Raw genomic sequence first — 22,687 nt, 5'->3', positions numbered from 1 at the left:
CATTCTAATTTGAAAGATGGTACCTGGGAATTTGGTAAAAAACTTTTCAAAGCTTTTACAGTAAACGCATATCGCAAGGTTCCCAAAGTCGGTCATTTGTCCGCTGAACGAAACCATTCAGATAAATTTTTTGCGGTTTTTGACAAGTTCCCTACAGGGACCATGACAAATATAACCGTAACGATTGCTCCTTCTTCTTTTATAAAGTCGAAAATAGATAAAATTAAAAACAGTTCAAAGGGAGGTAGTTCTGAATCTAAACAATCGAAAATTCAGGCCGAATCTGCTTTAGATGCAATTGAATCAGGTGATCATCTTTATCCCGTAACAACCACTTTTTTTATCAAAGGGAATGATAAAAAAGATTTAAATTCAAACATAAGAACTATTAAATCCCTCCTTATGAATAATGATATTCACCTAATAGATAGTCGAGACGATGAAATACCTTTAAATCAATTTTGTACTAATTTGCCATTTTGTTACGACTTCAAAAATGATGAATACGATATGAGATCAAGGTTGCTCTTCAGCTCTCAGATTTCTAATTTATTGCCTTTATACGGCAGATCAAGAGGCACAGGCAATCCAGGGTTAATATTTTTTAATAGAGGAGCAGAAGATTTTTCATTTGATATTTTAAAAGACCGTTCTAGTAATGCCTTTGGTGCTATTTTAGGTCCACCGGGTTCAGGTAAGTCAGCTCTATTGGTATATATGATTTGGATGTGGGCCGCTATCGCAAGACCCAGGTTTTTCATCTTAGAAAAAGGAGATAGCTTCAAGCTTTTGGGTCAATATTTATCAAAAATGGATATGTCTGTTAACAGAGTATCCTTAAAACCCAATGGAAAGATTTCACTTCCTCCGTTTGCTAACGCCACAAAAATGATAGATGAAAAAGAAAATCCTAAACCAATTATAGATGATGAAGATGATAATGAAGCTAGGGATTATTTGGGTGAAATGGAGTTATTAGCGCGTGTAATGATAACTGGTGGGGACAAGATAGAAGAGGATGAATTACGAGCTGAACATAAAGTATCTATAAGAGAAGCGATAAATATTGCTGCAAAAAAACTATATTTTGAGAACAAAGAAAATTCTGAAAAAGATAAAATTGTTCGACCATCAGACGTGATAGAAGAGTTAAATTTATTATCTAAAAATGCTCCAAATGGAAGTGCAGAAAAAGATAAATTAAGATCAATGGCTAAATCTATGTCTCGTTATTCTGAAGGACTTGAAGGAAATATTTTCAATTCCCCAGGGGAACCCTTACCAGAGGTTGACGTTACCATTATGGATTTTGGTTTATTTGCACAAGAGGGTTATGAAGGACAATTAGCTTTATCATTTATGACTCAAATGCAGCAAATAATATCCATTGCAGAGCGAGATCAATATTCAGGGAGACCTATTATAGTAATTGGTGATGAAAGCCATTTATTTTTAAAAAACGAACTACTAGCCCCCTATGTTGTAAAGATAGGCAAAATGATGAGAAAGCTCGATACTTGGCCTTGGTTTGCAACTCAGAACTTAGAAGATTGGGCTAATGACTCAAAAAAAATGCTTTCAATGTTCGAATGGTTCATTGCCATGGCCTGTCCTAAGGAAGAAATTGAGCAAATTTCTAAATTTAGAGATATTGATGACAACCAAAAAAGTTTGCTTCTTAGTTGCCATAAAATGAGAGGTCTTTATACAGAAGGCGTTGTTCTCTCTAAAACAATGCCCCCTTCCCTTTTTAGAAGTATCCCACCCAGTTTCGCCTTAGCCTTAGCTATGACAGACCCTAATGAAAAATCAGCTCGCAAAAAATTAATGGATTTACACGGTATTAGTGAACTTGATGCAGTAGAGATGATTTCAGAACAGATTAAACAAAAAAGGAAAGCTATATGAAATATTTTATTTTTTCTATTTTACTTTTTTCTAACTTCTGTTACTCAATGACGCCATTTGAAATGGAGGTTGTTGTTAATGAAAAACAAAAGTTAAATTTAAAGGGCGTTAATAAAGTTAAGGCTTATTTTACTTATCACGGAGGAGATTTCTCTATTTTCTCAACCGATGATGTAGCCAGTATGGAAAAAAGGTTATCTTTTGGCCTTTCAAGTGACCCTGAAAAAGCAAGAAAACAAGCCGATGAACGTATTAATAATTCATTAGCCCCCGAGGTAATGAAGGCATACAAAGCAAAAATCCTAACGTTAAAATATAAACTAGATAAATACCCTGCCATTATTTTTAACCAAAAATATATTGTCTATGGTGAATTAAATTTAAATAAAGCATTACAAATATTCCTTAATACAGGGGATAAAAAATGATAAATCATATCTGCTTACTGTGTTTTATTTTTTGCGTTTTTAACGTTAACGCCCTGGATTATAGTTATGAAGACTCTATGAGTGATGATGACTATCAAATTTTTGAAGAATCGTTAGATTCTGTTTACAGTCAAGAGCAATCCATCGAATCACCCCTTCAAGACTTTACTAACAATGATCCTGACGATAATGATATTTCTTCATTTGAGTTGTTTGTAGACCCAATTACAAACCTAGACTGCACCGATTATTGTTTTGAAGGTACGTGCATGTTTTTAAGTTGTGGTTTTACGGGTTGTACCATTCGCTCATCATTACGAATGAGCCATCGTAACCCCGACTTTGTAGTGTCAGCCTTTAGCGAACTTGGAGATAACCCGTGGACAGAGTTTCGTTTGATATGGGGTGATTTGGAAAAGAGCGTTGGCGAGTCGGTTATTTCATGGATTGGAAGTAGTGCTGACACAGGAGGAGGTAAAACGACCACCAAAGCATCAAAAGGTGGAACTGGTAACAAAGTACTTTCAACGACTTTTAGAGAAGTTGATGTAGCAGGGTATTACTATGATTTTTCTCAAATAGATGATGATTACTTTTGTGATAGCACCACTAAACCTTTTGTACCTTATTACTCAAGTGGTTTTGATGCTTACCTCTGGAGAACTGGTTTAACAGATATCCTTTATACGCCTTTAATCTTCACTGAATCAATTGGAATCCCATACATAAAAGAGTGGGGAAGTTTATATTGGAGAACGGGGTTCATTAAGCAGTTAAACCCTGCAAAAGCTAACGCAGTTCTTTCCATGAGAGCGGTAAATATAGTTAGCTCTAATAATAATTCTCGCGTTTATATGCCCTCTACAGGAACTCCTTCAGGTAGCAGTCAAAAATTCTTCTTTACTCCTAGCACAACAAAAGCCGATGGCAGCGATGGCAGTGCTTGGCAAATGAGACTTCCTAAAAAAGATGATACCTGTGTTGTTTTTGATGAAATAGCTGAAAGTGAAAACACTGCAAGTTATTCAGATTGGACTACTGATAGATGGAAAACTAACAAATCCCCTTCTGTTTATATAGTTTGGCGAAAGTACGAATGTTGCCAAAGGAAAGGATCTTATATCAATACAGTGCCACTCCATATTTGCATCTAAAGGATTGTAATAATGAAAAAAGTTATATTTAAATCAATGGTGTTACCCGTGGTTTTAGTTTTCAACCTTGGATCAATACCAAATACCGTACTGGCTTCAGATACTACTCCTGTAGCAGATTCATTATTTTATTATAAATTAGGTGGAGGAAGAGCTTTTAGAGCTTTACCAAGGTGGCAAGTAACCTCAATTCTTCTCAGCTATAAAACATCGACCACAGGTTTAACTTGTGGTGGGTTTGATCCAAATATAACCATTTCAAATACATTAAACAGCGTAAAAAGTGGATTAGAGGATTCATATACTCAAATGGAATCTGCCGCAACTGCCGCTATCGCAAATTTACCTGGATATGTATTGAGCAAAGTAAATCCTAATTTATACGATTTATTCATGAATGCTATTGCTTCTGCTGAAGTAGATTTTGATTTAGCAACCAAGTCTTGTGAAATGATTCAGGCAGAAATACAGGACGGTCAAGACCCTTTTGAAGATTTAGCAAGCATTTCAGTTGGGGATACTTGGAAGTCAAGCGTAGGTACATCAGGAGTCGATATATTAAACGTTCAAGAAGCAGCTGAAGATTCAAAAGTAAATGGAATTGTTCACCCTTGTTATGGAAGAGCAGGGGGCGAGAATCAAACGCCATATAACATCATCACAGATGTGGCCTCAATTGGTTACAACAGGCTTTTAGATCGAAATGAATGTGAAACCTCTGTAGTTGCATCTACAACAAGTTCAGAAGAATTAATTACTAAATTTGAAAGCCCTGCCGCTGTAAAGGAGTGGGTTAAATTAGTTGTAGGTGATGTTACTTATGATGAAGACAGCTCTAGCTCTTCAAGTTCTACACCTGGGGCAGGGTTGTTGCCTTTAGTTAATAGCAGAAAGACAGAAGTGTATAACGGCCTTATAGATATGTATAACGGCTCTACTGAAGCGACTTTAGATAATCTAAGCGAAATTTCTGCCCCAGGCTTAATGGTAACAGCCCAAATTATTACGGGCCTAAGAACACTTGGAGACAGAAAGGCATCAATATTTATTAATAGATTATCTGATGAAATAGCTATTTCAGACACTATTAATTCAGCTCTGTTAATTCGTAGAACACTAGCCACTGGTAAAAAGGAATCTGATGTTTATTCATCTAAAGCAATAACTGAAAAAGTAAGCGAATCAATAACTGAGTTAGACGAAGAGATAGATCTTGTTTTGAAAGAAAATGAAGTTAAAAAAAGTTTAATGGGTGAATCTATACCTTTACTACTAAACCTAGTAAGACAGCAAGAACAAGCTGCTAATGGAACCGCACCTGTACAAAATGAACAAGGTAATCAACTCGAAGACGGGCGAATTAAAAGGTAGGTGATTGTTATGTTTAAATCGTTATTTCAGTTTTTTTTCCGAAATAAATACAAATTATTAGGTACTGGTTTTTTGATAATCATTACTATTTTTTTGTTTTTTAATGCTCTTGAGACTAATGACCTAGCTATCGTTAATTACGCCAAAGAAAATAAAGTATTTTTTTCTGTTATTAGGCTTATTGAATATTTTTTATTTTTTATATTTTTGTATTTTTTAAGCAAAAAAAAGAATATCAGATGGGTTATCAAACTAGCCATAGCTTTCATTCTTTTTTATGAAATATTTTTAGTTTTGAGATTTCCATTCATGTTATGGAGTGATTAAAGATGGGTACTGATAGCTATTTAGAAATGTTTACTTTGTTATATAGTTGGCAATTATATGGAACTATCTGGGGAGTACTAGAGGCAACAGGGGTATTGTTATTACCTTTTATTGGAATGGTTTTTGATCACTTAGCTAATTATGGAAAAAGCGATACTGACGATTATTCAGAAAAAGAGGCGCAAAGTAACCTTTTAGGTGAAATGGTCCTGGCCTGTATTGTTATAATGCTTTGTGGCGTTCCTTATTTAAGTTTTGATGCGACAGACGTTAATTTTACACCTTCAAGCATGGTAAATTCAGCTTCGCAATCGAGTTATGATATCGCCTCTAATGACTCAACTTATGGTGAAGGTTTATCCTTTAGTGACTACCCTTTAGATGTTGAAGTTCCTCCTTTTTGGTGGTTCGTTCATGATTATTCACTAGGTATTACACACGCAATAATGACTTCTCTTTCTGCACCTGTAGATATTCGAGAATATATAGAAACCCTAAAAAAACTAGAAGTAAAAGACCCTGAAACAAGAGCTGAGTTACAAGATTTCAGACGCGATTGTTATGTAAAAGCGTTAAGCAAATATAAATCAGAGAAACCCAATGAAACGGGTAATTATGTAACAGATATAAATAATATATTAGATGCTGAAGGGCAAAACGACCCTTATTGGGAGGGTTCTCATATTTATTTATCAACCCCAGGTTATTATGACTCTATTCGTGCTGAAGTCATTGTAGAGGGATTCCCTTATAACTCTTCAAGGGATGTAGAGTGGGACCCAACAGATCCCGATGTTCCTGACAATGGAAAACCTTATTGTGACAATTGGTGGGCCAACTCTAATGGACTTAGAGAAAAAATTTATGATGACATTTCTTGGGCCGAGATAATGCATTCAACAGTAGCTAGTGAGTTTGGGGTTGCTGATCAGGAAGACATATTATTAACACGCGCAATAGCACAGTCTCCTGAGTCTTTTACCCCCCGTGGTTATGATTTTAATTACTCCAACTCAACTTATGGTAATGGATCTTTTACATCTGAAGTAAATCGCCACTTGAAACAATTTGCAGGACTAGTAGGTGGTGGTGTAGAAACAGTTACAAATTCAGTGGTTGTTTCCATGCTATTAAACGCAGCACCTATGGCCCAAGCTATTTTATTACTATTGATTGTAATGTTTATTCCTTTCGTCTTACTTCTAACGTCTTTTTCCATAAAAGGAGTATTAATTATTACCTGGGCACTTTTCAGCTTTAGGTTTTTAAGTGCATGTTGGATGATTGCTTGGTGGTTAGATCAAAATATTTTAGCTTCTATTTTCCCTTCTGGCTCTATTCCTTTTACCGTGATAGATGCAGGAGGAGTAACCCAGGCAAATAGAAATCTCATATTAATGTATATGCTAAATTATTTATATATAGCCATCCCACTTGTATTTGCGATTATTTCAGGATGGAGCGGTTACAATGTAATTAGAGGGCTTCAAGCAGGAGCGTTAACAGGTGGTTTAGGAGCGGCAGGGGGAAGGATGGCATCTGGCGCTATGAGGGGAGCTTCTAAGGGTATATCTAATATTATGAAAAGCTTCCCCAACAAATAAATTACTTTAAATGCAATCAATGTTAATTAAACCTGATTTAATTAACATCAATTGCCAAGAAGACTTGGTTATACAGCTCAGTCCACCTTTTTTTTCTTCCCACTTTCTAATCGTAGAAGACCCTTTTTTAGGGTCAAAGCCCACCCCAGTAAATAGAGCAAGTTCATTCTGAGAAAACCCAATTAATTTTCTTAACGCTCTCACCTCGTCTGTAGTTGGGTGAACATAGTTTTCAGATTGTATGCCCAAACCACAATTTCTATTTTTAAACGCTTCTAGTGTGTTTGGGGTAGATTGACCATTGTACATAGGTTTTGATTCTGACATAACATTTCTCCTCAAATTAAAAACCGCTTTATTATGGCGGTAACAGGTCAATAAATCAACACTTTTCAGGATTATTAATGTATATCATAAATGCTATACGCAAATAAAAACCAACTATTAAAAAATAGTTGGTTTTTGGTCAAAGCATACCTTTTTCTGCAAAACTGAATGTATTGATTTTGCTAACAATTATATGATCTAGTAATCTGATATCGAATAAATCTAAACAAGTTTCAATTTTTTTAGTTATATTCATGTCAGCTTGTGAAGGTGTAACATCACCACTTGGGTGATTGTGGCACACAATTACATTTTTACTTGATCGAATAAGAGCTTCTTTTGTAACAATATCAACATGTACTGATGCTGAATCAAGTCCACCTTTAAATAAGACCTCAAAGTGAATGAGTTCATTTTGTGAATTTAAAAATAACACTCCAAAATATTCTCTATATTCGCTACCTATTTTAAGCTGACAGTATTGTTTTACTTGAACAGCATTAGTCGCAAAAAATGAAGAATTTTCGGCCTTGCTTTCGATAATATTAATGGCTTTATCGATAGCTGATTGTTCTTTTTTTGTAAAATTAGTCATATCTGACTCCTAATTAAATTAAAAAGGGCAGATATCACCATAGGGCGATTTTCTGCCCCGAAGGTTGAAAGCACGATTGTTAAGTCGTGTTAGTTGATTTTTTTATGGTTCTTAATGCTATATACGAGCATATATGTCGATAGAATCGAAAGGTTCTAATTTATCTCTAGGTATGAAAACAAATTCTAGTTGATCATACCAATGTCCTATACCTGAAGGGTAAAAGGCCCCTTCTTGAGTGCCGACTGTAAGAGGTAAATTTTCTTGATTAAATTCTTCGACTGCAATATCTAGATCATCAAAATAAGCCAATCGTAAATTCAAAATAACAACAGCAAGTTTACAAATTTTATCTTCATTGTAACCATTGCTATTTATAGATGAATCTACGTCAAACAAATCAGCAATGAATGCTATTACATCCTCTGGTGATTGTTGATTAACAACTTGTTTAGCAACTGAATTAAACAAGTAATTTATGTCATTGACTAACTTATCAGAAATTAATATTACGCCATGAAATAATTTAAAACGATGATACATATCTGACTCCTAATTTAAATTTAGAAGGGCAGATATCACCATAGGGCAATGTTCTGCCCCGAAGGTTGAAGACACGATTAAAAACCGTGTTGGTTTATAAAAAATATTTAGCTAGCTAAGGCTTTTCTTGTTTCATTTAAAAAATCCCCAATTGTTGGTAATTTGTAAGTGATACAAATTTCACTCCAAAGCCAAAAACAAAGAGATTCAATAACTTTAACAAAATCATTAGATTCATTTTCTACATTAGATTCAGTGGACAAATAAATTTCCTCAAGAATCACCGCATAATCATACATTCTAACAACAAAGTCATTTTCACTTATGCTAATAAATTCTTGCACGTTCGTATCAGTCGATTGCTTTAATACACCTTTGGTAAGGTAATAATGAAACATCGATATTTGTGCAGGATTAGTTTTTCTATTCGTCATATCTGACTCCTAATTTAAATTAAAAAGGGCAGATATCACCATAGGGCAATGTTCTGCCCCGAAGGTTGAAGACACGATTAAAAATCGTGTTTGTCTATATTAATATCATTAAATTTAATCTAAAAATCCAAAGTACATACTTCTAGATTTTTTGTCTAATGTTAATACATATGCTTTTAAAGCATTAAAATGGTTTTTGAATTGCTCATATAACTCCAAACGTCCTTGAGCATATGCATATTCACTACATTGAGCATATACAAATGAACAAATTATTATTCCAGCTAATTCACTATTCATTTTTTCAGAAAAATAATTGAAACTATTGGTTAATACAAGCTCTTTAACGTCTGATATATAAATGTATTTTCCACCATTGGATAAATTAACATAATGCCAATAACCACCAATGTAATTTTCTATATATCTTTGGGCAAAAGAGTAAATAAAACCCTCTAATGGAATAAAACCCCATGTATTACAATCACCAAAACTTGGAAAAAATTCTAATTTTTGATCATCAGGAACTTTATTTCTTTCAATTTCATATTCGACTGGATTTTGCATATCTGACTCCTAATTAAATTAAAAAGGGCAGATATCACCATAGGGCGATGTTCTGCCCCGAAGGTTGAAGACACGATTAAAAATCGTGTTATTTGATCAGCTATAAAGCTGTTTTGAAGTGGCAATAAAATTGCCAGGAGTGTAAACACTCTTAATGTACCGACATAAATCGGTGGTGACGTTGAGATAGCAACGAAAACTATAGAAATTTAATTATAACGTAATTCATAAATTTGTTAAATTTTAATAAATTTATGAAAAATTAGTCCTCACCAAAATTTCAGTTAAATTTTAATTAAAAAATAAGTGTTAAAATTCGTTAAAGGTGGTCATAAGTTAACAAAGGAATTAAAAATGATAAATCATAAAATCTTATTTATTTTTCTAGCTATTTTTTTAACTACAGCTAAAGCACAACCTCTTCAAGAAACAAATGTAATAACTATAACTTTTGTAGGTAATGCAGATAAAGCAGCAGCTAAACTTAAAAAAATTATTACAGAACAGGCTGAAAATGGATGGTTTTATGATTCTTATATTGATTTAAAGGACACTCAATTTGATAGTAAATTATTAATTTTTAAAAAATAAACTAAGCATTTAATACTTTTTACAAACCGTTTTTTGATAAAATGTTAGTTCTATATTTTTTAAACATGCAATAAAAAATATAGAACATAATAATACTGCTTAATATTGTTATAGCTTTAAGGCCAATTAAACTTCCTACAGAACGAAGTAAAAAGGCAGCCGCAATTCCCATACAAATATTCTTTGTAAAAATATCTCTATTTAAAATATTTTTTGGATTGCAGAAATAAAATACAAACCAAAAAATAGAAATAATAAAACTTAATAATAATTCTAAATTCATAATTAAACCTATTAATTTTATTGAGCTAGCTATTTTATAGTTATAAATTTTTATAGATTTAAGATAACACCCACTTTGTTTATTAAACAAGCATAGGTTAGAACGTGTAACTCTGCACTTAAAATAATTCATATTCAAGAGGGAACACCCGGCACAGATTAACTCTGTTAAAAAGTTACACTGTAATTATTTAATGTGATGCTAGAAGCCCTCCGCAGGAGAAAGCGAAGCGTAAAAGCTTGTGGGTTCGACTATCAAACTTACGTTAGAACGTTGCACTAGGTTCGCTCAAGCTAGCCTGAAGGCTTAAAACATAGCCCCCACCTGGATTAACCGTCTTTTGACTTTGCGAGCCGTAGGCTTCGCCCGCAGGCCCTTATTTTTTCATATTGTAAACTCATTGAAGATTAGTGGTTATACCCCCCTGCTGAAAGCAGGAAATGGGGTAAGCATTTATTCACTGTTTTTTGTTGCGTATAACTTAAATAGAAGATTTATTAAATAGAAGAATAATTTTGCACATATATAACAAATATATGCACATGTTTTCGTTTTAGGCTTGCATATATAAGTGTATAAGATTTTCAATAGTGATTTTTTTAAAGAATTTATTCATTTAAAAAGGCTAAATAAAAATCGACTGGTGTTTTTTACATAAAAGTCTTGTTGATTATTATTCTGAATGGATTTTAGGCGTGGGGAGGCCCCAAGTAATGCTCGGAACAGTTAAATAATGAAGGTAAAACTTAATATAACTAATGTAGAGGAGGTTTTAAATTTGTGAATTTTCTCATTGTGGCTATTTCTTTATTTACTAGATCCGTGAAATCTTGAGTAGATATTTCATGGATATTATCACCAAGTATTTTTATTACCTTTAAAGCGGCAACATTTCTTTGTTCTGCTCTACTTTTGCCATTAAGCAGACGCTTTTCCTTTTTCCTTGTTTGCTCTGTTTTTCTTCTATCAAATGTGTAACGCCTCCAAGCAATCTTTCTTTCTGCTTTTATTTGGCTAATAGACATTCTTCCTACTGTTTCAGCGGTCATTCCGCTATCCAGGGCCCTTTTTTTTAGAAAGGTCAACCTGTTTTGTTGTTGTTTTTCTACTCTCTCAGGTGTTACACCTAACGCCTTAAAGAAAAGAGGGGTAACTTCAAAATATTTATCTAACCAATACCCCCTTTCTTTATCCCATATTTGCCAGTGTTTAGGCGCAACAATCCATCCCATAAGAACCATATCTTTAAACGCTCTACTTGCCCTTGAAATAGATGTTATTGGTGTATAGTTTTTATCAGCTTCAGATTTATCAATTTCATTTTGAGATATGGTACTTAGACCAGAAGCATCACTTGCGTTCCGTAATGATATTTCCACTTGATGAGTAACTAAATTTACATGTTCACAAAAGACACTAAATAAAGCCTTTATTGCTTTTTCTCTATCAGGGTAAAATCGTCTTTTTCGTTCACCAGTAGCTCTTGAGTACATAGCAACGTCAGATCTAGTAACATCTTTTATTTTTGATAGATGAACTAATTCTTTAATAAAAGAGAGCCTTTTTATATGTGAATCAGGCACAGTATAAGTAGGATTAGGATTCCTCGCCTTGCGAGAATAATTTTTCCTGATTTTATTCGGGTTGTATTGCTTGGTATCTGACAATAAATGAAAATTATTATCAATAACCAACGAGCTTACATTGGATGTTTTCATTTTTTACTCAATTTTAAATTGAGACTTGCAAAACGCATAATTCCAAGTAAACTTAAACAACTATTTGTATTTCTAAGTTTATGTTTGCTTAGGCTTATACTTTAAAAAACCTGTCTCGCCAAAGGCAGGTTTTTTTTCATCTGCAATATCTTCGTTAATTCATACCTATAATAGCTTTATAATCTTCAAGCGCATTACAAGTTACATTTGATAACAATAGCATTATAGATTAAAGTTGACTACTAGTGGCTAAAGTTGACTACTAGTGACCGACAATACAGGATTTTAATGTGGATTTAAATACTTTTAAGAATATTCATCAACCAAAAACCCTCGCAAGAGATAAAATAGAAGCTCATCAGCTTAGTGTTTTTGAGCTCCGCTCCGAAGGTTACTCCTATTCTAGTATCAAGACGTGGCTAGCATCACAACACGTTACAGTCTCTGAGCGGACGGTTGGTCGTTATTTTAATAAGCATAAAGCCAGTTATTCATCCTTTTTAAAAACAGTTAACAAACCGGAAACAAAGGATTCTCATGAACAATAACAAAACAAAGTTAATGAACGATGTTAATCATTTATTTAAAGTTTTAACTCCCTTATTCATTAAGCTATTGACCATTTTGTTCACATTTCTATTTACTGTTATTACTTCGGCCTTCGCGAACAACAGAGCTGATAATCAATCCTCTCCATATATGTTGGATGAGAATGGAAATGAAAAACTAGATGATAAATACTCTTTTGGATTTGATTTAAATGATCCATACAAAAATAAAAACCGCCCATAAATTAAACGATAACTATCATATTTTTGTTTTCGATTTTAATGAATGGCGTGTTATTTTCAGGGTTAGGTAAGTGCCTCCCTAATTTGATAACGCCTTTTTGTATGCTTTTCCATGATCTTTTAGTTTCCTTTCCGTAGGCAATAAATGCACTAGGGCTTTTTATAAACAAGCGTTCTTCTTTGATATAGCAAATTTCACTTTTGTTTTTAGCTTGCTCATATAACCAAGCTAAACATAATTCCCCAACCTCTTTATTGGTTAACGTTCCATCTTGTTTATTATCTTCATTTTGTTTTTTATCTTCCGCTTTAAATTCCTCACTTAACGTATCTTCTTTAACGTTTTCTTTTTTATAAAAAGAACACAAGATCTCGCCATTAGCATCTAACCTATTACCTTCAGCTAAAGATAGTAAAGAAGCCATGACGGATTTATTTACTAACCATACCTTGCACTCCTTTGGCAATATTTTATCCAATACAGGTTTTAAATCTGAAAATTTCAGAGGCAATAACAGTCCAGTTAAAAAAGTCGCAAACGTCCACACATCACGTTGGCAATGAACATCTTCAGGCACAACACCATCAGGTAGATAATAATCTCGCCTTTTTCTCATCGCAGCTTTTATTATCGGGAATAACTCCCTTTCATTGGCTGATTTATTTACACGCGTAAAATAGTTTTGAGCAGTCTTAATATAAACCTCAAAAAACACTTTTTTGCTTACACCAGACTCGTAGTACAAACTACCGAGAAGCAATGTGTAATCATCAACAGGTTTAGTTGTTAATACAGGAGAGCTTACTAAATCGCTCTTTGAAGCTAAAAATAAGCTCTTCAAATAATTTGTTTTCAAAATAAATTACCTCATCGTCACCATGCCGAGTAATAAAAGTTTTTAACGTTTCATCGATAGGGTTCCATTTAATATCTTTATCTCCAACTAGCCTTACGCCCACTTTAAAAAAATCCATTTCGTAAAGACTCAGTAAGAACGCTTTTTTTTTGAATTTTTCATGTGCAAATTTGTTTCTTTCAAGCGCAGCTGTAAGTACATACCCAGGTAGTTCAAAATCACCCACATAAGAATTAATTCCCATGTATGTATCATCTAGCTCTATTATTAAATGAATAATAGCGGTATTCGAAGTCATGCTTGCCAACTTAGGAATCCATTTTTTTTCATAATTAGTAAGTTTAATTTTTTCATTCACAATAGCACCTCGCTAGAAACAATATTCTTATATCTCATTCCTATTGATATCGAGCGGTTTAATAGTAAATTAAATAATTTCAGTTTTATCTTGAGAGGGGTAACAAGAGAACGTTTAACATTAACTGTCTGTTATTTCATAACATAATAGACAGTGCAATGTATTTGCTATTAGTTGTCTATTAAGTCGTTTATGTTAATATAATGGACAATAATTCTACTTTTCGATTTAATAGACGCATATGAGAAAATTTGGATACGCCAGAGTATCAACTAGCCAACAATCATTAAAACTTCAAAAAGAAGCGCTTGAAGCTGAAGGTGTCAAACCATCAAGAATATTTTCTGACATAGGTAGCCGATCAGATATGGATAGAAAAGGCTTAAATCTACTACGAGTAAAAGTTGAAGATGGTGATCTTGTTTTAGTTACTCGATTAGATCGCCTGGGTAGCGATACTGCCGATATGGTCAAGTTAATTAAAGAATTTGATAAAGCAGGTATTGCCATTCGTTTTATAAGAGAAGGTTTAAGCACTGAAGGTACGATGGGGAAAATGGTCGTGACTATTCTAAGTGCCGTTGCTGACGCAGAACGTGAACGCATATTAGAGCGAACAAATGAAGGTCGTGTTGATGCTATCGCAAACGGAGTTGTTTTTGGACGTAAACGCTCTGTTGATAGAGATAAGTTAATCGAGCTTCATAATAACAATATGGGGGCTGCTGATATAGCAAAGAAATTGAGAATTGGCCGCTCTACTGTTTATTCAATTCTTAATGAAGAGATTACCAAAAAATAAAAATTAAGTAATCAACTTCAGTACCTTATAGATGCATTTTCTTCAGCAGACAGAATTTTTTGCATTTTATTTTGAAATACAGAGTCAGATATATCTCCACTTTTATATAAATTATGCAATAAATTTAATAATGAAATCGTAGTTTTATCTTCATGATTTTCTAATGCATCTTCAAATAAAGAGTTAACATCAGACTCTTTAATATAAGAGCAAAGGTCAGAAAAAAACATTAATCTTTCTTTAGGTGAAAACTCAACTAAAACAGGGCTTATTCTCGCCTCTTGGCACATATCAAGCAAAATCGTTCTAGGCACAAAACCTGAATCCCTCATTTTATATAATTGCTTTCTTGAAATTGATTTCGTCTCTGAAAATCGACTAATATTTATCTTTTTATAAAGAGCTGCAATCCGCAAAATAGGATCATCCGAAGAAAAATCCCTCTCATCAAGCTTGCCACATTTAAAATTACCTTCGAAAAAACTGCTCACAAATAATGCACCATAATAAAGAGTTAAATTTTTTTTTCATTGTAATACAAAGTTATAAGTAATTCACAATTACAACAGGCTAGATAATAATCAAAAAGATCAAAAAAGGATCTATTGCAAAAATAGACATAGGTACAAAAATTGGCGCAAAAACTATATTATGGTATATAATGTACCCGTTAGGGAACACAAAAACAAAATAAATGATAAATAATAAGCACAATAAAGTATTTACTCATTTTTAGATACGCAACTAACCATATATGGGTGACATCATGGAAAGAACTATACTCGATGAAAAAATACTATTTTCTGAACAAAAGGTATTAGCTAAAACGGTTATTCATAGCTTAGTGAATATGATTGTTCAGCAACATAACTCATTTAAACAATCTAGTTTAATCCCTCCAACATTAGCCAGGGATATAAGCAGTACAGATTTAATGGGCATAGATTCATTAATAAAAGATTCTCATAGAATAATTCAGTTTCATGGGGATGAATCTAGCGTTTCTATGACGATTTCATTCGAAGAAATCGGTAGAATTTTATTAAATCTTCATACATCAAGAACACAAAGGGAAGAGCTTTTACTTTACCTAAGAAAAGGAGCGTCCAGTTTCTGCCTCCACGATATATTTAAGATATCTAAAACTCAAACTGCGGCTCTACGAAAGCAGTATGAAATAAATATAACAACCAAAGGTAGACAAGATTTAGAGGATATAGATTCCGCTTCACTAAGATATCAAGAAACCAAAACTGACAACCTAAAGCATGATCTATTAAGAATCAGCACCGAACTAAATATACCTTTAAATACAGTTTGGCATGCAGTTAGAAACCAACCTCAAAAATCAAACACCCAGGGCGCAGGGAGAATTAAACATGCTTAATACAATGCAAACCCAAGCAAACTTAAAACAAGCAATAAAAATAAAATTCCATACAAACTATGCGATCAACCTAATCGATGGGAGTAATAGAAAAAAACATAAAATAGCAGGTCTTTTGATATTTGCTAGTAAGTTTAAAATTGTAGAAAGAGACTCAAATTTGCAAAACCCATACGCAAAATATTACATCAAAATTACCAAGAAAAATTACGCGGCAGCGGAAGTTGAAATTAAAAACACATCAAAATACTGTGCAGACATAATAATGAAAAGTAAAAAAAATGGGGTCGAAATATTGGTTGCAGAGAACAACAACCCTATAGAGAAAAGCTTCACATTCACCGCACCACTTTGTTATAAAGTGGCCCTGCTTTTATCTGATTATGACCTCTGCATTAGAGAGGTACAATCAATATATAATTTAGGGTTAATCTCCGATAGCGACTACCAGGACAAAATAAACTCAATGGGCCAATGCCTAAGAAGTTTATTTCACTCAGTAGAAAGCTATGTAAGTACTAGCGTAACAATTGAAGATATTCAGATCGGAAATATAAAAGCGTTGGAAGCAAAAAGCAAAATGAGTAATGTTAATTTGTTTAATTAACATTACTCATTTTTAAAAAGCCAATCTAAGATTGGTTTTTTCTTAAAAAGAGCGATGCTCTTTTTTTTTGTCATTATTTTCCGTAGGAAAATAATTATGCATTTGCTCGTAAGTCGTCACTACACCGTAGGTAGTGACGACTTACGGTTTCTCGTTCTATGGCTTGATTTAACTGGATTAGAAGCTTAAAATCTATAGTGACAGCAGAGTGACGAAGCCACCGTAAGTTGTATATGCCTCTAGGCATACTGCCTTTAGGCATGACGCGAAGCGTCAAATTTTCAAATTCAAAAAGCAACACAAAGTGACATTTAATGTCACACTTCATATAACACTAAACGTGCATTTCATTTTTTAAGAGAGCTTTTAAGCGACTCTCATTTTCTCAATATCCCTTTTTTAGATCATTAGAAATTTTCTCCTCTAATGATCTAAAACAAAATAAAAAAATTCTTATTACTCTTTTTCTCTGATTTTTTTATTTTGTTTTATTTGATTTCCACCCGATGCTTTGGCGGTTTATCCAAAGCAAAGTCTTTCTTGATGACTATAAAAATCAAGAACAGTGAAGCCCAATCACAGACATTTAAAATGTTAAACAGTGGGTAAAAAACTGCCAATTTTTTAAAAAAAACCTTAACAAAAATGTTAAATAATTAACCAAAACCAAACCTAAAAAGGACAACAAAATGAATAATGAACATCATATAAATCAACCAACAAATTACGAAAACAATCAAGAAACAGGAGTTAAAAATGAACACGAAGATGAAAAAGAAAACCCAAAAGGTATTACCGATGAACTTACAGAAGGAAAACTTTATAAACTAGAAAATGGAGAACTAATTGAACTGGTAATTGATCCAGATGAGTTAAGAAAAGTAAAAATAACTGATGATGCAATTAAATCTGCAACTGAAGTTCAGAAAAAAATGCGGAAAATACTAAATGGTTTTAAACCAGATATTACGACCGTATGTAGCGCCTTAATCAAAGCGCAAGCCAATAAGCCCGATGCAACGAAAGTGGTATCCAATTATTGGCTAGAAAAAGCTCAACTAGCATCAAGTGTAATAGAATCTGAAGGCTAATGAGTTTCAACTATGGCAGTTGATTTATCTACAGATAAACATGTTATAAGTCCAAATGGGCTAAACAGGGAGTGGTGTCCCTCGCTTTTTATCGGTTTTCCGAATATTAAATACTACGGTATTAATATAAGCATTAACACTTACCTAAAAAACACACCATTGATTAAAGCGAGGATGTATGAACAATTTAAATTATGAATTAAAAAATTTATGCACCCGGAACAAAGACGGATCTTTTTCTACTCAAAACAGTAGAGGAAAACGTCTACAAAATATTGCTAATCTATTGCATGCAAATGGTTATAGAAAAATGTCTGCTTCTTCATTAAAGCCAAAGCATATAAATAGCCTAGTTCAACATTGGACAAAAGAAGAAAGAAGCCCTGGGACCATAAAAAACTATATGACAGCATTAAGATGGTGGGCAGAAAAGATAGGTAAACCCTCTATAATATCAAGGAGTAATGATTATTATGGAATACAAGAGAGAAAATTTGTAACCAATGAAGATAAATCAAGGAGCATTGAAAATGCTGCCCTTGAAAAAGTGAAAGATGAGCATGTTAAACATTCTTTACAATTACAAAAAGCTTTTGGATTAAGGAGAGAAGAATCTATTAAATTCATTCCTGAATTTGCAGATAGAGGAGATCATATCTTACTTAAAAATACTTGGACAAAAGGCGGTAAAGAAAGAATTATCGAAATAAGAAACGATGAACAAAGAAAAATATTAGATGCTGCGCATAAATTCGTTGGAAAAAGCAGTTTAATCCCACAACACAGAAATTATATACAGCAACTAAAAATATACGAGGGCCATACGGCCCAGGCCGAACTTTCTAAACTTCATGGGTTGAGACATAAGTTCGCCCAAGATTTATACCTTGAAATAACTGGTTGGAAAGCACCAGTATGTGGGGGATTAACATCTAAAAATTTAACAAAAGAACAAAAGGCAATTGATAAAGAAGCTAGACTTTTTATATCAAAACAACTTGGTCATGAAAGAGAGCAAATAACAGCTATTTACCTTGGTAGATAAGTCAAAGTCAAAAGACGGTTAATCCAGGTGGGGGCTATGTTTTAAGCCTTCAGGCTAGCTTGAGCGAACCTAGTGCAACGTTCTAACGTAAGTTTGATAGTCGAACCCACAAGCTTTTACGCTTCGCTTTCTCCTGCGGAGGGCTTCTAGCATCACATTAAATAATTACAGTGTAACTTTTAAGCTTGTCACTGTGCCTTTATTTTAAATGACACATAGTGTATATCACACATGCTATACATTAAATAATCGATGCATACGAATGACAGGAACTTAAACCGCCTCAGCTTCAGCTGAGATCAGCGGTTGAGTTATCGGCATGAGTTAATATTTTGACCTTCCCATATAACCTATATATTTTGTTTTTTTATAAATGTTAACAATAAACTTAAAAGAAAACCTAAACATATCACCATTAACCATTAGCCATTAGCCATTAAAAAATGACCTAATCGATTGTTATAATTAATGAAAAACAAATTAATATAGAATCTTATACGAGCGCCACGCGCAGCGTGGCTCGCATATAATATGATGTTTGGGGTTGCGGAACCGAATAAAAATAAAATTACAGTGTAATAAAATAGGCGTGTATATCTTTAGTGCTATACATTATTTAAAATCAATATAAATATCTACGTTCAATCTAATGCAAATCTCTAGCATTAGATCATCAGTAAAGCGATTATCTAAGATTTTAATTCCCGAATTATTTATTTCCCTTAAAACATTGAATGGGTCAGTCAATTTATACTCTTCCAAAAGTTCTATCTCTTGATCGGCTAAACCCTCCATCCAGGCCCTTTTGCTTTTCTCTACTTTTAAAAAAAAAGCAGAAGGGACAATAGATAAAGCCTTACAAAAATCATAGATAAAGCTGATCTGAGGTTTTATTTTTCCGCTGCTGACTAATTTTAAATCAGGGTTTGAATTAATAAAGTGTAAAGCCTTTTCGTTATTTATCTTTTGGTAGTCTTCAACAATTTCTCTAATAACTAGACTTATATAATCCATAACAAAGCCCTTTTTATATCGCTACATAAAACCTGAAAAACTTTAAGGTGAGCATGATTAATCCACTGAAACTTCTCTTACACCTGTTTTTTTACGGCTATACTCAACGTTAGTTCTAAGTATGTCACATAGCTCTTCGCTATTTGAAATGGCCCTTAAAATAAGGGTGGGATGTGTTTTGTCTGAGGTATCTAAAATTATGTTACCTTTTGAAAACAATCTAAGGAAAAATGGTTTTTCTAACCTGTAATCCTTTACTCTATATAATTCAAGTTCATCTATTTTTTTATTCAATATACCCGATTTAACTTTAAGTCGTTCGTTAGTTAATTCATAACGAGTACACTTTATAGATAAGTACTTCCACACTATAATAAAGAGCGGAATTACAAGCCAAAAAAACAAAAAGAGAAAAATAAACGAACCCAAATTAATTATTTGTGATGGACTATCTGCCCATACTTTTTCTTCACTATTTAACATCGTAACCCCCTATTCACTATAGATGATTACTTTTAGCACCTTTAAATAATTACTAAGAGTTAAAACTGGATTTATAATTTATCCGGTTAATTTATAACCTAACTAGATTTTTTCATGTAGCGGATCATTTCATTCCCTACCCAATGGCCAAATTGAGGAGGAACACCATTACCAATTTGCTTAAATGCTTCAGTATCAGGGACAGGAAAAACAAAAGAATCACTTACTCCTTGCAACCTAGCGTATTCACGAACAGTGTATGGTCTAACACCCATAGGAAATTTTTTATCTACAACAACACGAGTAGAGCGATCACGACTATAATGCGCTAATGCAGTAGGAGCAATATCCCCCTTGGATGGATCTGAAATGATAGGTAAATCCCTATATGCACCGTTCATTCGTTGATAAAGAGCTTTCGGTAATTTCACAATAGGGTCTTTCTCCAATATCTCGGATAATTTTATAGCTTTTGCATTTTTAGGCGGCCTTATGCTAAATCTTCTTTTTGTTCCAACGATGATCAGCCTATTTCTGTGCTGTGGGAGCCATAATTGAGCCTGAACAGGGCAAAAAACATTAACATAATAATCGGGCATCTTAGTCATAGCCTCCATCACAATAGGGAAAGCTGACATTCCAGGGACATTCTCAACAATATAAAATTCGGGACGGGCTAAAGCGAGATGACGTAGAGCATGTAAAAACAACTCGTCCCCATTCCTATTGCCATGAACCGATGCAATAGTACTGTATTTGGTACAAGGGTAAGTAAAAACCATCCCATGACTTTCTTCACCACCTAACACTAATTTTTTGGATATATCACACTGATCTATATTATCCCCTATGTTTTCCTTATAGGTTTTACAGGCATTCACATCGATTTCAAAAGCTTTTGTTATATCCAATCCTGACTCTAATAGCCCGTAATCAAACAAACCCGCTCCACAAAAAAAACTATGAATTGATATCATTTTCGCCTTCCTTATTTAAATCGATTGTGTGAACGCAAAACTAATGTATAACAACAATGATATACATTAAGACTTTCCTTTGTACATCTGCAACTGGACTGCTTTAATGGCCTTTAATATTTCTATATCGCTTCTTTCTTTAAGAAGATAAACAGCCGCCCTAATGAGCTTTGTTTCGTTAATATCTCTTTTCCCGTTAGGGCCCAATATATCGAAAATATCATCTAAGCTATTATCTTTGATCGCATTACCTCTATTGGTTAAACCGTTGCGCTCAATAGCCAAAAACCTGATTGGGATAGGATTCACCTTTGTTGTGCTTTCCGTAGAAAAAACATTGTTTCTTTGTACCCCTCTATCTTCAGCAGCATTTCTATTAGTTTTTTTATTTTTTCTCTCTAAAGCTTTAATTTGTGCTTTTTCTTGTGGGGTAAGTTTTATTTTCTCTTTAAGTTCATTAAGCAAAGCTAATTCTTCAGGATTAAGCATTATCGACCTCCATAGCTAATTTTTTATAAAAACTAGCAGCAACATGACCTGGGTTAGTTATAGATGCCGGTTCATGTTCAAATTCAGCTTCAGTGAACAAACTACGCGCCCATATAGTTGTTTTTGATGTATTTTCTACCCATCTACTTTTTAAATATCCCTCTCCATATGCAATAGCTCTCTTTTCAGATTTTGCTATTTTACTTGGAACAACTAAAAATTTAATTTCATCTTCCTCTATAAATTTAACGTCTTGAATATGCTCTAAAAGAGTTTCAACCCCATCTAGCGAATGCTCTTTATATTCAGTAGGAAAGATGTATTCTGTTGCCGCCATTACAGCATTAAGGCCAAGAACTGAGGTGCCAGGGTTAGTATCAATTAAAATGTAATCATATTTATTTGCGATTTTTTCTAACTGAAGTTTCAACCTCTCCTCACGTCTTGGCAATGAGATCATATCTATATCTAGCTTTGTCATTACATCACCCCCCCTACTTGGAATAAAATGTAAGTTGTCCTGCTCTGTGTCTTTTATTTCTGCCTTATAGATTGTTTTTTCGATATCAAACTTTCTGTCTAGTAATGCATTTCCAATATAAAATTCTTTATCAGTGCTAGTAAAAAACTTTGTAGCATCAGCTTGGCTATCAAAATCTATAACCAATACCTTCTTCCCTAATTTACTTAGTTCGTAACCAAGGTTTACTGTTGTGGTGGTTTTAAGCACCCCACCTTTTCTGTTTCCTATCATTATTATGCGAGCCATAAATACCTCCTTTATAAATGTTTAAAACAATGTATATCCTCAATGCTATACATGAAAATCAAAACAGTCAACAACTTTGTATATCATAAATGCTATACATGATTATTACACTGTAACTTTACTTTTCCACCTTAAAAAGTTACAGTGTAATTAAAATGGAGAACTGC

At 33.5% G+C, this 22,687-nt stretch carries 28 protein-coding genes; 13 read left to right on the top strand and 15 right to left on the bottom strand.

The genetic code is table 11. The features are described 5' to 3' along the window. The 5 genes from DS885_RS03980 to DS885_RS03955 form a co-directional block, all read left to right on the top strand. On the top strand, positions 1 to 1,908 hold a 1,908-nt coding region (locus DS885_RS03980), incomplete at its 5' end, for a conjugative transfer ATPase (protein WP_147232325.1). After that, on the top strand, positions 1,905 to 2,336 hold the full coding sequence (locus DS885_RS03975; RefSeq protein ID WP_113818113.1) for a DUF1525 domain-containing protein: 432 nt from the start codon (positions 1,905 to 1,907) through the stop codon (positions 2,334 to 2,336). The genes DS885_RS03980 and DS885_RS03975, both read left to right, overlap by 4 nt. Next, entirely contained in the window at positions 2,333 to 3,490 is a 1,158-nt protein-coding gene (locus tag DS885_RS03970; protein ID WP_113818112.1) for a TraU family protein, read from the top strand. Before DS885_RS03975 ends, DS885_RS03970 begins: the two co-directional genes overlap by 4 nt. A 12-nt stretch (positions 3,491 to 3,502) precedes the next feature. Further along, positions 3,503 to 4,861, top strand: coding sequence for an integrating conjugative element protein (locus DS885_RS03965; RefSeq protein ID WP_113818111.1), 1,359 nt, complete (start codon positions 3,503 to 3,505; stop codon positions 4,859 to 4,861). A gap of 329 nt (positions 4,862 to 5,190) precedes the next feature. Beyond that, the gene (locus DS885_RS03955; RefSeq protein ID WP_113818109.1) at positions 5,191 to 6,792 is read left to right on the top strand and encodes a conjugal transfer protein TraG N-terminal domain-containing protein; all 1,602 of its coding nucleotides are present in this window, start codon (positions 5,191 to 5,193) and stop codon (positions 6,790 to 6,792) included. 6 nt (positions 6,793 to 6,798) lie between these two features. Here DS885_RS03955 and DS885_RS03950 read toward each other — a convergent pair whose 3' ends face one another. The 5 genes from DS885_RS03950 to DS885_RS03930 all read right to left on the bottom strand — a co-directional run bounded on the left by DS885_RS03950 (position 6,799) and on the right by DS885_RS03930 (position 9,258). Next, positions 6,799 to 7,119 (bottom strand): helix-turn-helix domain-containing protein, encoded by a 321-nt coding sequence (locus DS885_RS03950; protein WP_113818108.1) that lies wholly within the window; start codon positions 7,117 to 7,119, stop codon positions 6,799 to 6,801. A gap of 139 nt (positions 7,120 to 7,258) precedes the next feature. After that, positions 7,259 to 7,714: a JAB domain-containing protein gene (locus DS885_RS03945; RefSeq protein WP_113818107.1), complete on the bottom strand. Its 456-nt coding sequence runs from the start codon at positions 7,712 to 7,714 to the stop codon at positions 7,259 to 7,261. 117 nt (positions 7,715 to 7,831) lie between these two features. Next, on the bottom strand, positions 7,832 to 8,257 hold the full coding sequence (locus DS885_RS03940) for a hypothetical protein (protein WP_113818106.1): 426 nt from the start codon (positions 8,255 to 8,257) through the stop codon (positions 7,832 to 7,834). 107 nt (positions 8,258 to 8,364) lie between these two features. Then, positions 8,365 to 8,691 carry a hypothetical protein gene (locus tag DS885_RS03935; RefSeq protein WP_113818105.1) on the bottom strand — a complete coding sequence of 109 codons (327 nt, stop codon included), beginning with the start codon at positions 8,689 to 8,691 and terminating at the stop codon, positions 8,365 to 8,367. A 114-nt stretch (positions 8,692 to 8,805) separates the two neighbouring features. After that, on the bottom strand, positions 8,806 to 9,258 hold the full coding sequence (locus DS885_RS03930; protein ID WP_113818104.1) for an antirestriction protein: 453 nt from the start codon (positions 9,256 to 9,258) through the stop codon (positions 8,806 to 8,808). 354 nt (positions 9,259 to 9,612) lie between these two features. Between DS885_RS03930 and DS885_RS03925 the strand changes: the two genes are divergently transcribed. After that, positions 9,613 to 9,849, top strand: coding sequence for a hypothetical protein (locus DS885_RS03925; RefSeq protein WP_113818103.1), 237 nt, complete (start codon positions 9,613 to 9,615; stop codon positions 9,847 to 9,849). Between the two features lie 19 nt (positions 9,850 to 9,868). Here DS885_RS03925 and DS885_RS03920 read toward each other — a convergent pair whose 3' ends face one another. Next, complete coding sequence (locus DS885_RS03920; RefSeq protein WP_113818102.1) at positions 9,869 to 10,132, bottom strand: hypothetical protein; 264 nt, start codon at positions 10,130 to 10,132, stop codon at positions 9,869 to 9,871. Between the two features lie 755 nt (positions 10,133 to 10,887). After that, positions 10,888 to 11,850, bottom strand: coding sequence for a plasmid replication initiator RepA (gene repA / locus DS885_RS03915; protein WP_113818101.1), 963 nt, complete (start codon positions 11,848 to 11,850; stop codon positions 10,888 to 10,890). 290 nt (positions 11,851 to 12,140) lie between these two features. On the opposite strand from repA, the gene DS885_RS03910 reads away from it, so the two are divergent. Both DS885_RS03910 and DS885_RS03905 read left to right on the top strand, forming a co-directional pair. Beyond that, complete coding sequence (locus DS885_RS03910; RefSeq protein WP_113818100.1) at positions 12,141 to 12,398, top strand: hypothetical protein; 258 nt, start codon at positions 12,141 to 12,143, stop codon at positions 12,396 to 12,398. Next, entirely contained in the window at positions 12,388 to 12,642 is a 255-nt protein-coding gene (locus DS885_RS03905; RefSeq protein WP_113818099.1) for a hypothetical protein, read from the top strand. The genes DS885_RS03910 and DS885_RS03905 overlap by 11 nt, the downstream gene beginning before the upstream one ends. Position 12,643: 1 nt before the next feature. Here DS885_RS03905 and DS885_RS17455 read toward each other — a convergent pair whose 3' ends face one another. Both DS885_RS17455 and DS885_RS03895 read right to left on the bottom strand, forming a co-directional pair. After that, on the bottom strand, positions 12,644 to 13,498 hold the full coding sequence (locus DS885_RS17455) for a hypothetical protein (RefSeq protein WP_147232324.1): 855 nt from the start codon (positions 13,496 to 13,498) through the stop codon (positions 12,644 to 12,646). Then, entirely contained in the window at positions 13,422 to 13,856 is a 435-nt protein-coding gene (locus tag DS885_RS03895) for a hypothetical protein (protein ID WP_113818097.1), read from the bottom strand. Before DS885_RS03895 ends, DS885_RS17455 begins: the two co-directional genes overlap by 77 nt. A 241-nt stretch (positions 13,857 to 14,097) precedes the next feature. On the opposite strand from DS885_RS03895, the gene DS885_RS03890 reads away from it, so the two are divergent. Further along, a complete protein-coding gene (locus tag DS885_RS03890) occupies positions 14,098 to 14,658 on the top strand; it encodes a recombinase family protein (RefSeq protein WP_113818096.1) in 561 nt (186 codons plus the stop codon). A 17-nt stretch (positions 14,659 to 14,675) separates the two neighbouring features. Here DS885_RS03890 and DS885_RS17450 read toward each other — a convergent pair whose 3' ends face one another. Then, positions 14,676 to 15,149 carry a hypothetical protein gene (locus tag DS885_RS17450; RefSeq protein ID WP_147232323.1) on the bottom strand — a complete coding sequence of 158 codons (474 nt, stop codon included), beginning with the start codon at positions 15,147 to 15,149 and terminating at the stop codon, positions 14,676 to 14,678. 275 nt (positions 15,150 to 15,424) lie between these two features. Here DS885_RS17450 and DS885_RS03880 point away from each other — a divergent pair, with 275 nt between their 5' ends. From DS885_RS03880 to DS885_RS03860, 4 genes are all read left to right on the top strand, one after another. Continuing rightward, positions 15,425 to 16,045, top strand: coding sequence for a hypothetical protein (locus DS885_RS03880; protein ID WP_113818094.1), 621 nt, complete (start codon positions 15,425 to 15,427; stop codon positions 16,043 to 16,045). Further along, entirely contained in the window at positions 16,038 to 16,652 is a 615-nt protein-coding gene (locus DS885_RS03875; RefSeq protein ID WP_181817692.1) for an AcaB family transcriptional regulator, read from the top strand. The genes DS885_RS03880 and DS885_RS03875 overlap by 8 nt, the downstream gene beginning before the upstream one ends. A gap of 689 nt (positions 16,653 to 17,341) precedes the next feature. Continuing rightward, positions 17,342 to 17,743: a hypothetical protein gene (locus DS885_RS03870; protein ID WP_113818092.1), complete on the top strand. Its 402-nt coding sequence runs from the start codon at positions 17,342 to 17,344 to the stop codon at positions 17,741 to 17,743. Positions 17,744 to 17,921: 178 nt separating this feature from the next. After that, positions 17,922 to 18,788 carry a phage integrase N-terminal domain-containing protein gene (locus tag DS885_RS03860; RefSeq protein ID WP_113818090.1) on the top strand — a complete coding sequence of 289 codons (867 nt, stop codon included), beginning with the start codon at positions 17,922 to 17,924 and terminating at the stop codon, positions 18,786 to 18,788. A 612-nt stretch (positions 18,789 to 19,400) separates the two neighbouring features. On the opposite strand, the gene DS885_RS03855 is transcribed toward DS885_RS03860, so the two are convergent. From DS885_RS03855 to DS885_RS03835, 5 genes are all read right to left on the bottom strand, one after another. After that, the gene (locus tag DS885_RS03855) at positions 19,401 to 19,802 is read right to left on the bottom strand and encodes a hypothetical protein (protein ID WP_113818089.1); all 402 of its coding nucleotides are present in this window, start codon (positions 19,800 to 19,802) and stop codon (positions 19,401 to 19,403) included. A gap of 57 nt (positions 19,803 to 19,859) precedes the next feature. After that, entirely contained in the window at positions 19,860 to 20,285 is a 426-nt protein-coding gene (locus tag DS885_RS03850; RefSeq protein WP_113818088.1) for a PH domain-containing protein, read from the bottom strand. Positions 20,286 to 20,383: 98 nt separating this feature from the next. Beyond that, positions 20,384 to 21,262 (bottom strand): DNA cytosine methyltransferase, encoded by an 879-nt coding sequence (locus DS885_RS03845; protein WP_113818087.1) that lies wholly within the window; start codon positions 21,260 to 21,262, stop codon positions 20,384 to 20,386. 66 nt (positions 21,263 to 21,328) lie between these two features. After that, entirely contained in the window at positions 21,329 to 21,751 is a 423-nt protein-coding gene (locus DS885_RS03840; protein WP_113818086.1) for a hypothetical protein, read from the bottom strand. Further along, positions 21,744 to 22,520, bottom strand: a complete 777-nt coding sequence (locus DS885_RS03835) for a ParA family protein (protein WP_113818085.1) — start codon at positions 22,518 to 22,520, stop codon at positions 21,744 to 21,746. The genes DS885_RS03840 and DS885_RS03835 overlap by 8 nt, the downstream gene beginning before the upstream one ends. Positions 22,521 to 22,687 lie beyond the last annotated feature (167 nt).

Origin of the sequence: Psychromonas sp. B3M02, from assembly GCF_003318165.1 — a bacterium.
Lineage (GTDB): Bacteria > Pseudomonadota > Gammaproteobacteria > Enterobacterales > Psychromonadaceae > Psychromonas.
Note: the sequence above shows the minus strand (reverse complement) of the source record. Positions and strands in the feature narration are given on the sequence as shown.

Excerpts from the sequence above, each read along its gene's own strand:
- DS885_RS03925 (WP_113818103.1), top strand. The coding sequence starts at position 9,613 with ATGATAAATCATAAAATCTTATTTATTTTTCTAGCTATTTTTTTAACT.
- DS885_RS03975 (WP_113818113.1), top strand. The coding sequence starts at position 1,905 with ATGAAATATTTTATTTTTTCTATTTTACTTTTTTCTAACTTCTGTTAC.
- DS885_RS03835 (WP_113818085.1), bottom strand. The coding sequence starts at position 22,520 with ATGGCTCGCATAATAATGATAGGAAACAGAAAAGGTGGGGTGCTTAAA.
- DS885_RS03965 (WP_113818111.1), top strand. The coding sequence starts at position 3,503 with ATGAAAAAAGTTATATTTAAATCAATGGTGTTACCCGTGGTTTTAGTT.
- DS885_RS03970 (WP_113818112.1), top strand. The coding sequence starts at position 2,333 with ATGATAAATCATATCTGCTTACTGTGTTTTATTTTTTGCGTTTTTAAC.
- DS885_RS03955 (WP_113818109.1), top strand. The coding sequence starts at position 5,191 with ATGGGTACTGATAGCTATTTAGAAATGTTTACTTTGTTATATAGTTGG.
- DS885_RS03950 (WP_113818108.1), bottom strand. The coding sequence starts at position 7,119 with ATGTCAGAATCAAAACCTATGTACAATGGTCAATCTACCCCAAACACA.
- DS885_RS03890 (WP_113818096.1), top strand. The coding sequence starts at position 14,098 with ATGAGAAAATTTGGATACGCCAGAGTATCAACTAGCCAACAATCATTA.
- repA (WP_113818101.1), bottom strand. The coding sequence starts at position 11,850 with ATGAAAACATCCAATGTAAGCTCGTTGGTTATTGATAATAATTTTCAT.
- DS885_RS03905 (WP_113818099.1), top strand. The coding sequence starts at position 12,388 with ATGAACAATAACAAAACAAAGTTAATGAACGATGTTAATCATTTATTT.
- DS885_RS03875 (WP_181817692.1), top strand. The coding sequence starts at position 16,038 with ATGCTTAATACAATGCAAACCCAAGCAAACTTAAAACAAGCAATAAAA.
- DS885_RS03845 (WP_113818087.1), bottom strand. The coding sequence starts at position 21,262 with ATGATATCAATTCATAGTTTTTTTTGTGGAGCGGGTTTGTTTGATTAC.
- DS885_RS03880 (WP_113818094.1), top strand. The coding sequence starts at position 15,425 with ATGGAAAGAACTATACTCGATGAAAAAATACTATTTTCTGAACAAAAG.
- DS885_RS03935 (WP_113818105.1), bottom strand. The coding sequence starts at position 8,691 with ATGACGAATAGAAAAACTAATCCTGCACAAATATCGATGTTTCATTAT.
- DS885_RS03850 (WP_113818088.1), bottom strand. The coding sequence starts at position 20,285 with ATGTTAAATAGTGAAGAAAAAGTATGGGCAGATAGTCCATCACAAATA.
- DS885_RS03870 (WP_113818092.1), top strand. The coding sequence starts at position 17,342 with ATGAATAATGAACATCATATAAATCAACCAACAAATTACGAAAACAAT.
- DS885_RS03945 (WP_113818107.1), bottom strand. The coding sequence starts at position 7,714 with ATGACTAATTTTACAAAAAAAGAACAATCAGCTATCGATAAAGCCATT.
- DS885_RS03940 (WP_113818106.1), bottom strand. The coding sequence starts at position 8,257 with ATGTATCATCGTTTTAAATTATTTCATGGCGTAATATTAATTTCTGAT.
- DS885_RS03920 (WP_113818102.1), bottom strand. The coding sequence starts at position 10,132 with ATGAATTTAGAATTATTATTAAGTTTTATTATTTCTATTTTTTGGTTT.
- DS885_RS03860 (WP_113818090.1), top strand. The coding sequence starts at position 17,922 with ATGAACAATTTAAATTATGAATTAAAAAATTTATGCACCCGGAACAAA.
- DS885_RS03930 (WP_113818104.1), bottom strand. The coding sequence starts at position 9,258 with ATGCAAAATCCAGTCGAATATGAAATTGAAAGAAATAAAGTTCCTGAT.
- DS885_RS03855 (WP_113818089.1), bottom strand. The coding sequence starts at position 19,802 with ATGGATTATATAAGTCTAGTTATTAGAGAAATTGTTGAAGACTACCAA.
- DS885_RS03840 (WP_113818086.1), bottom strand. The coding sequence starts at position 21,751 with ATGCTTAATCCTGAAGAATTAGCTTTGCTTAATGAACTTAAAGAGAAA.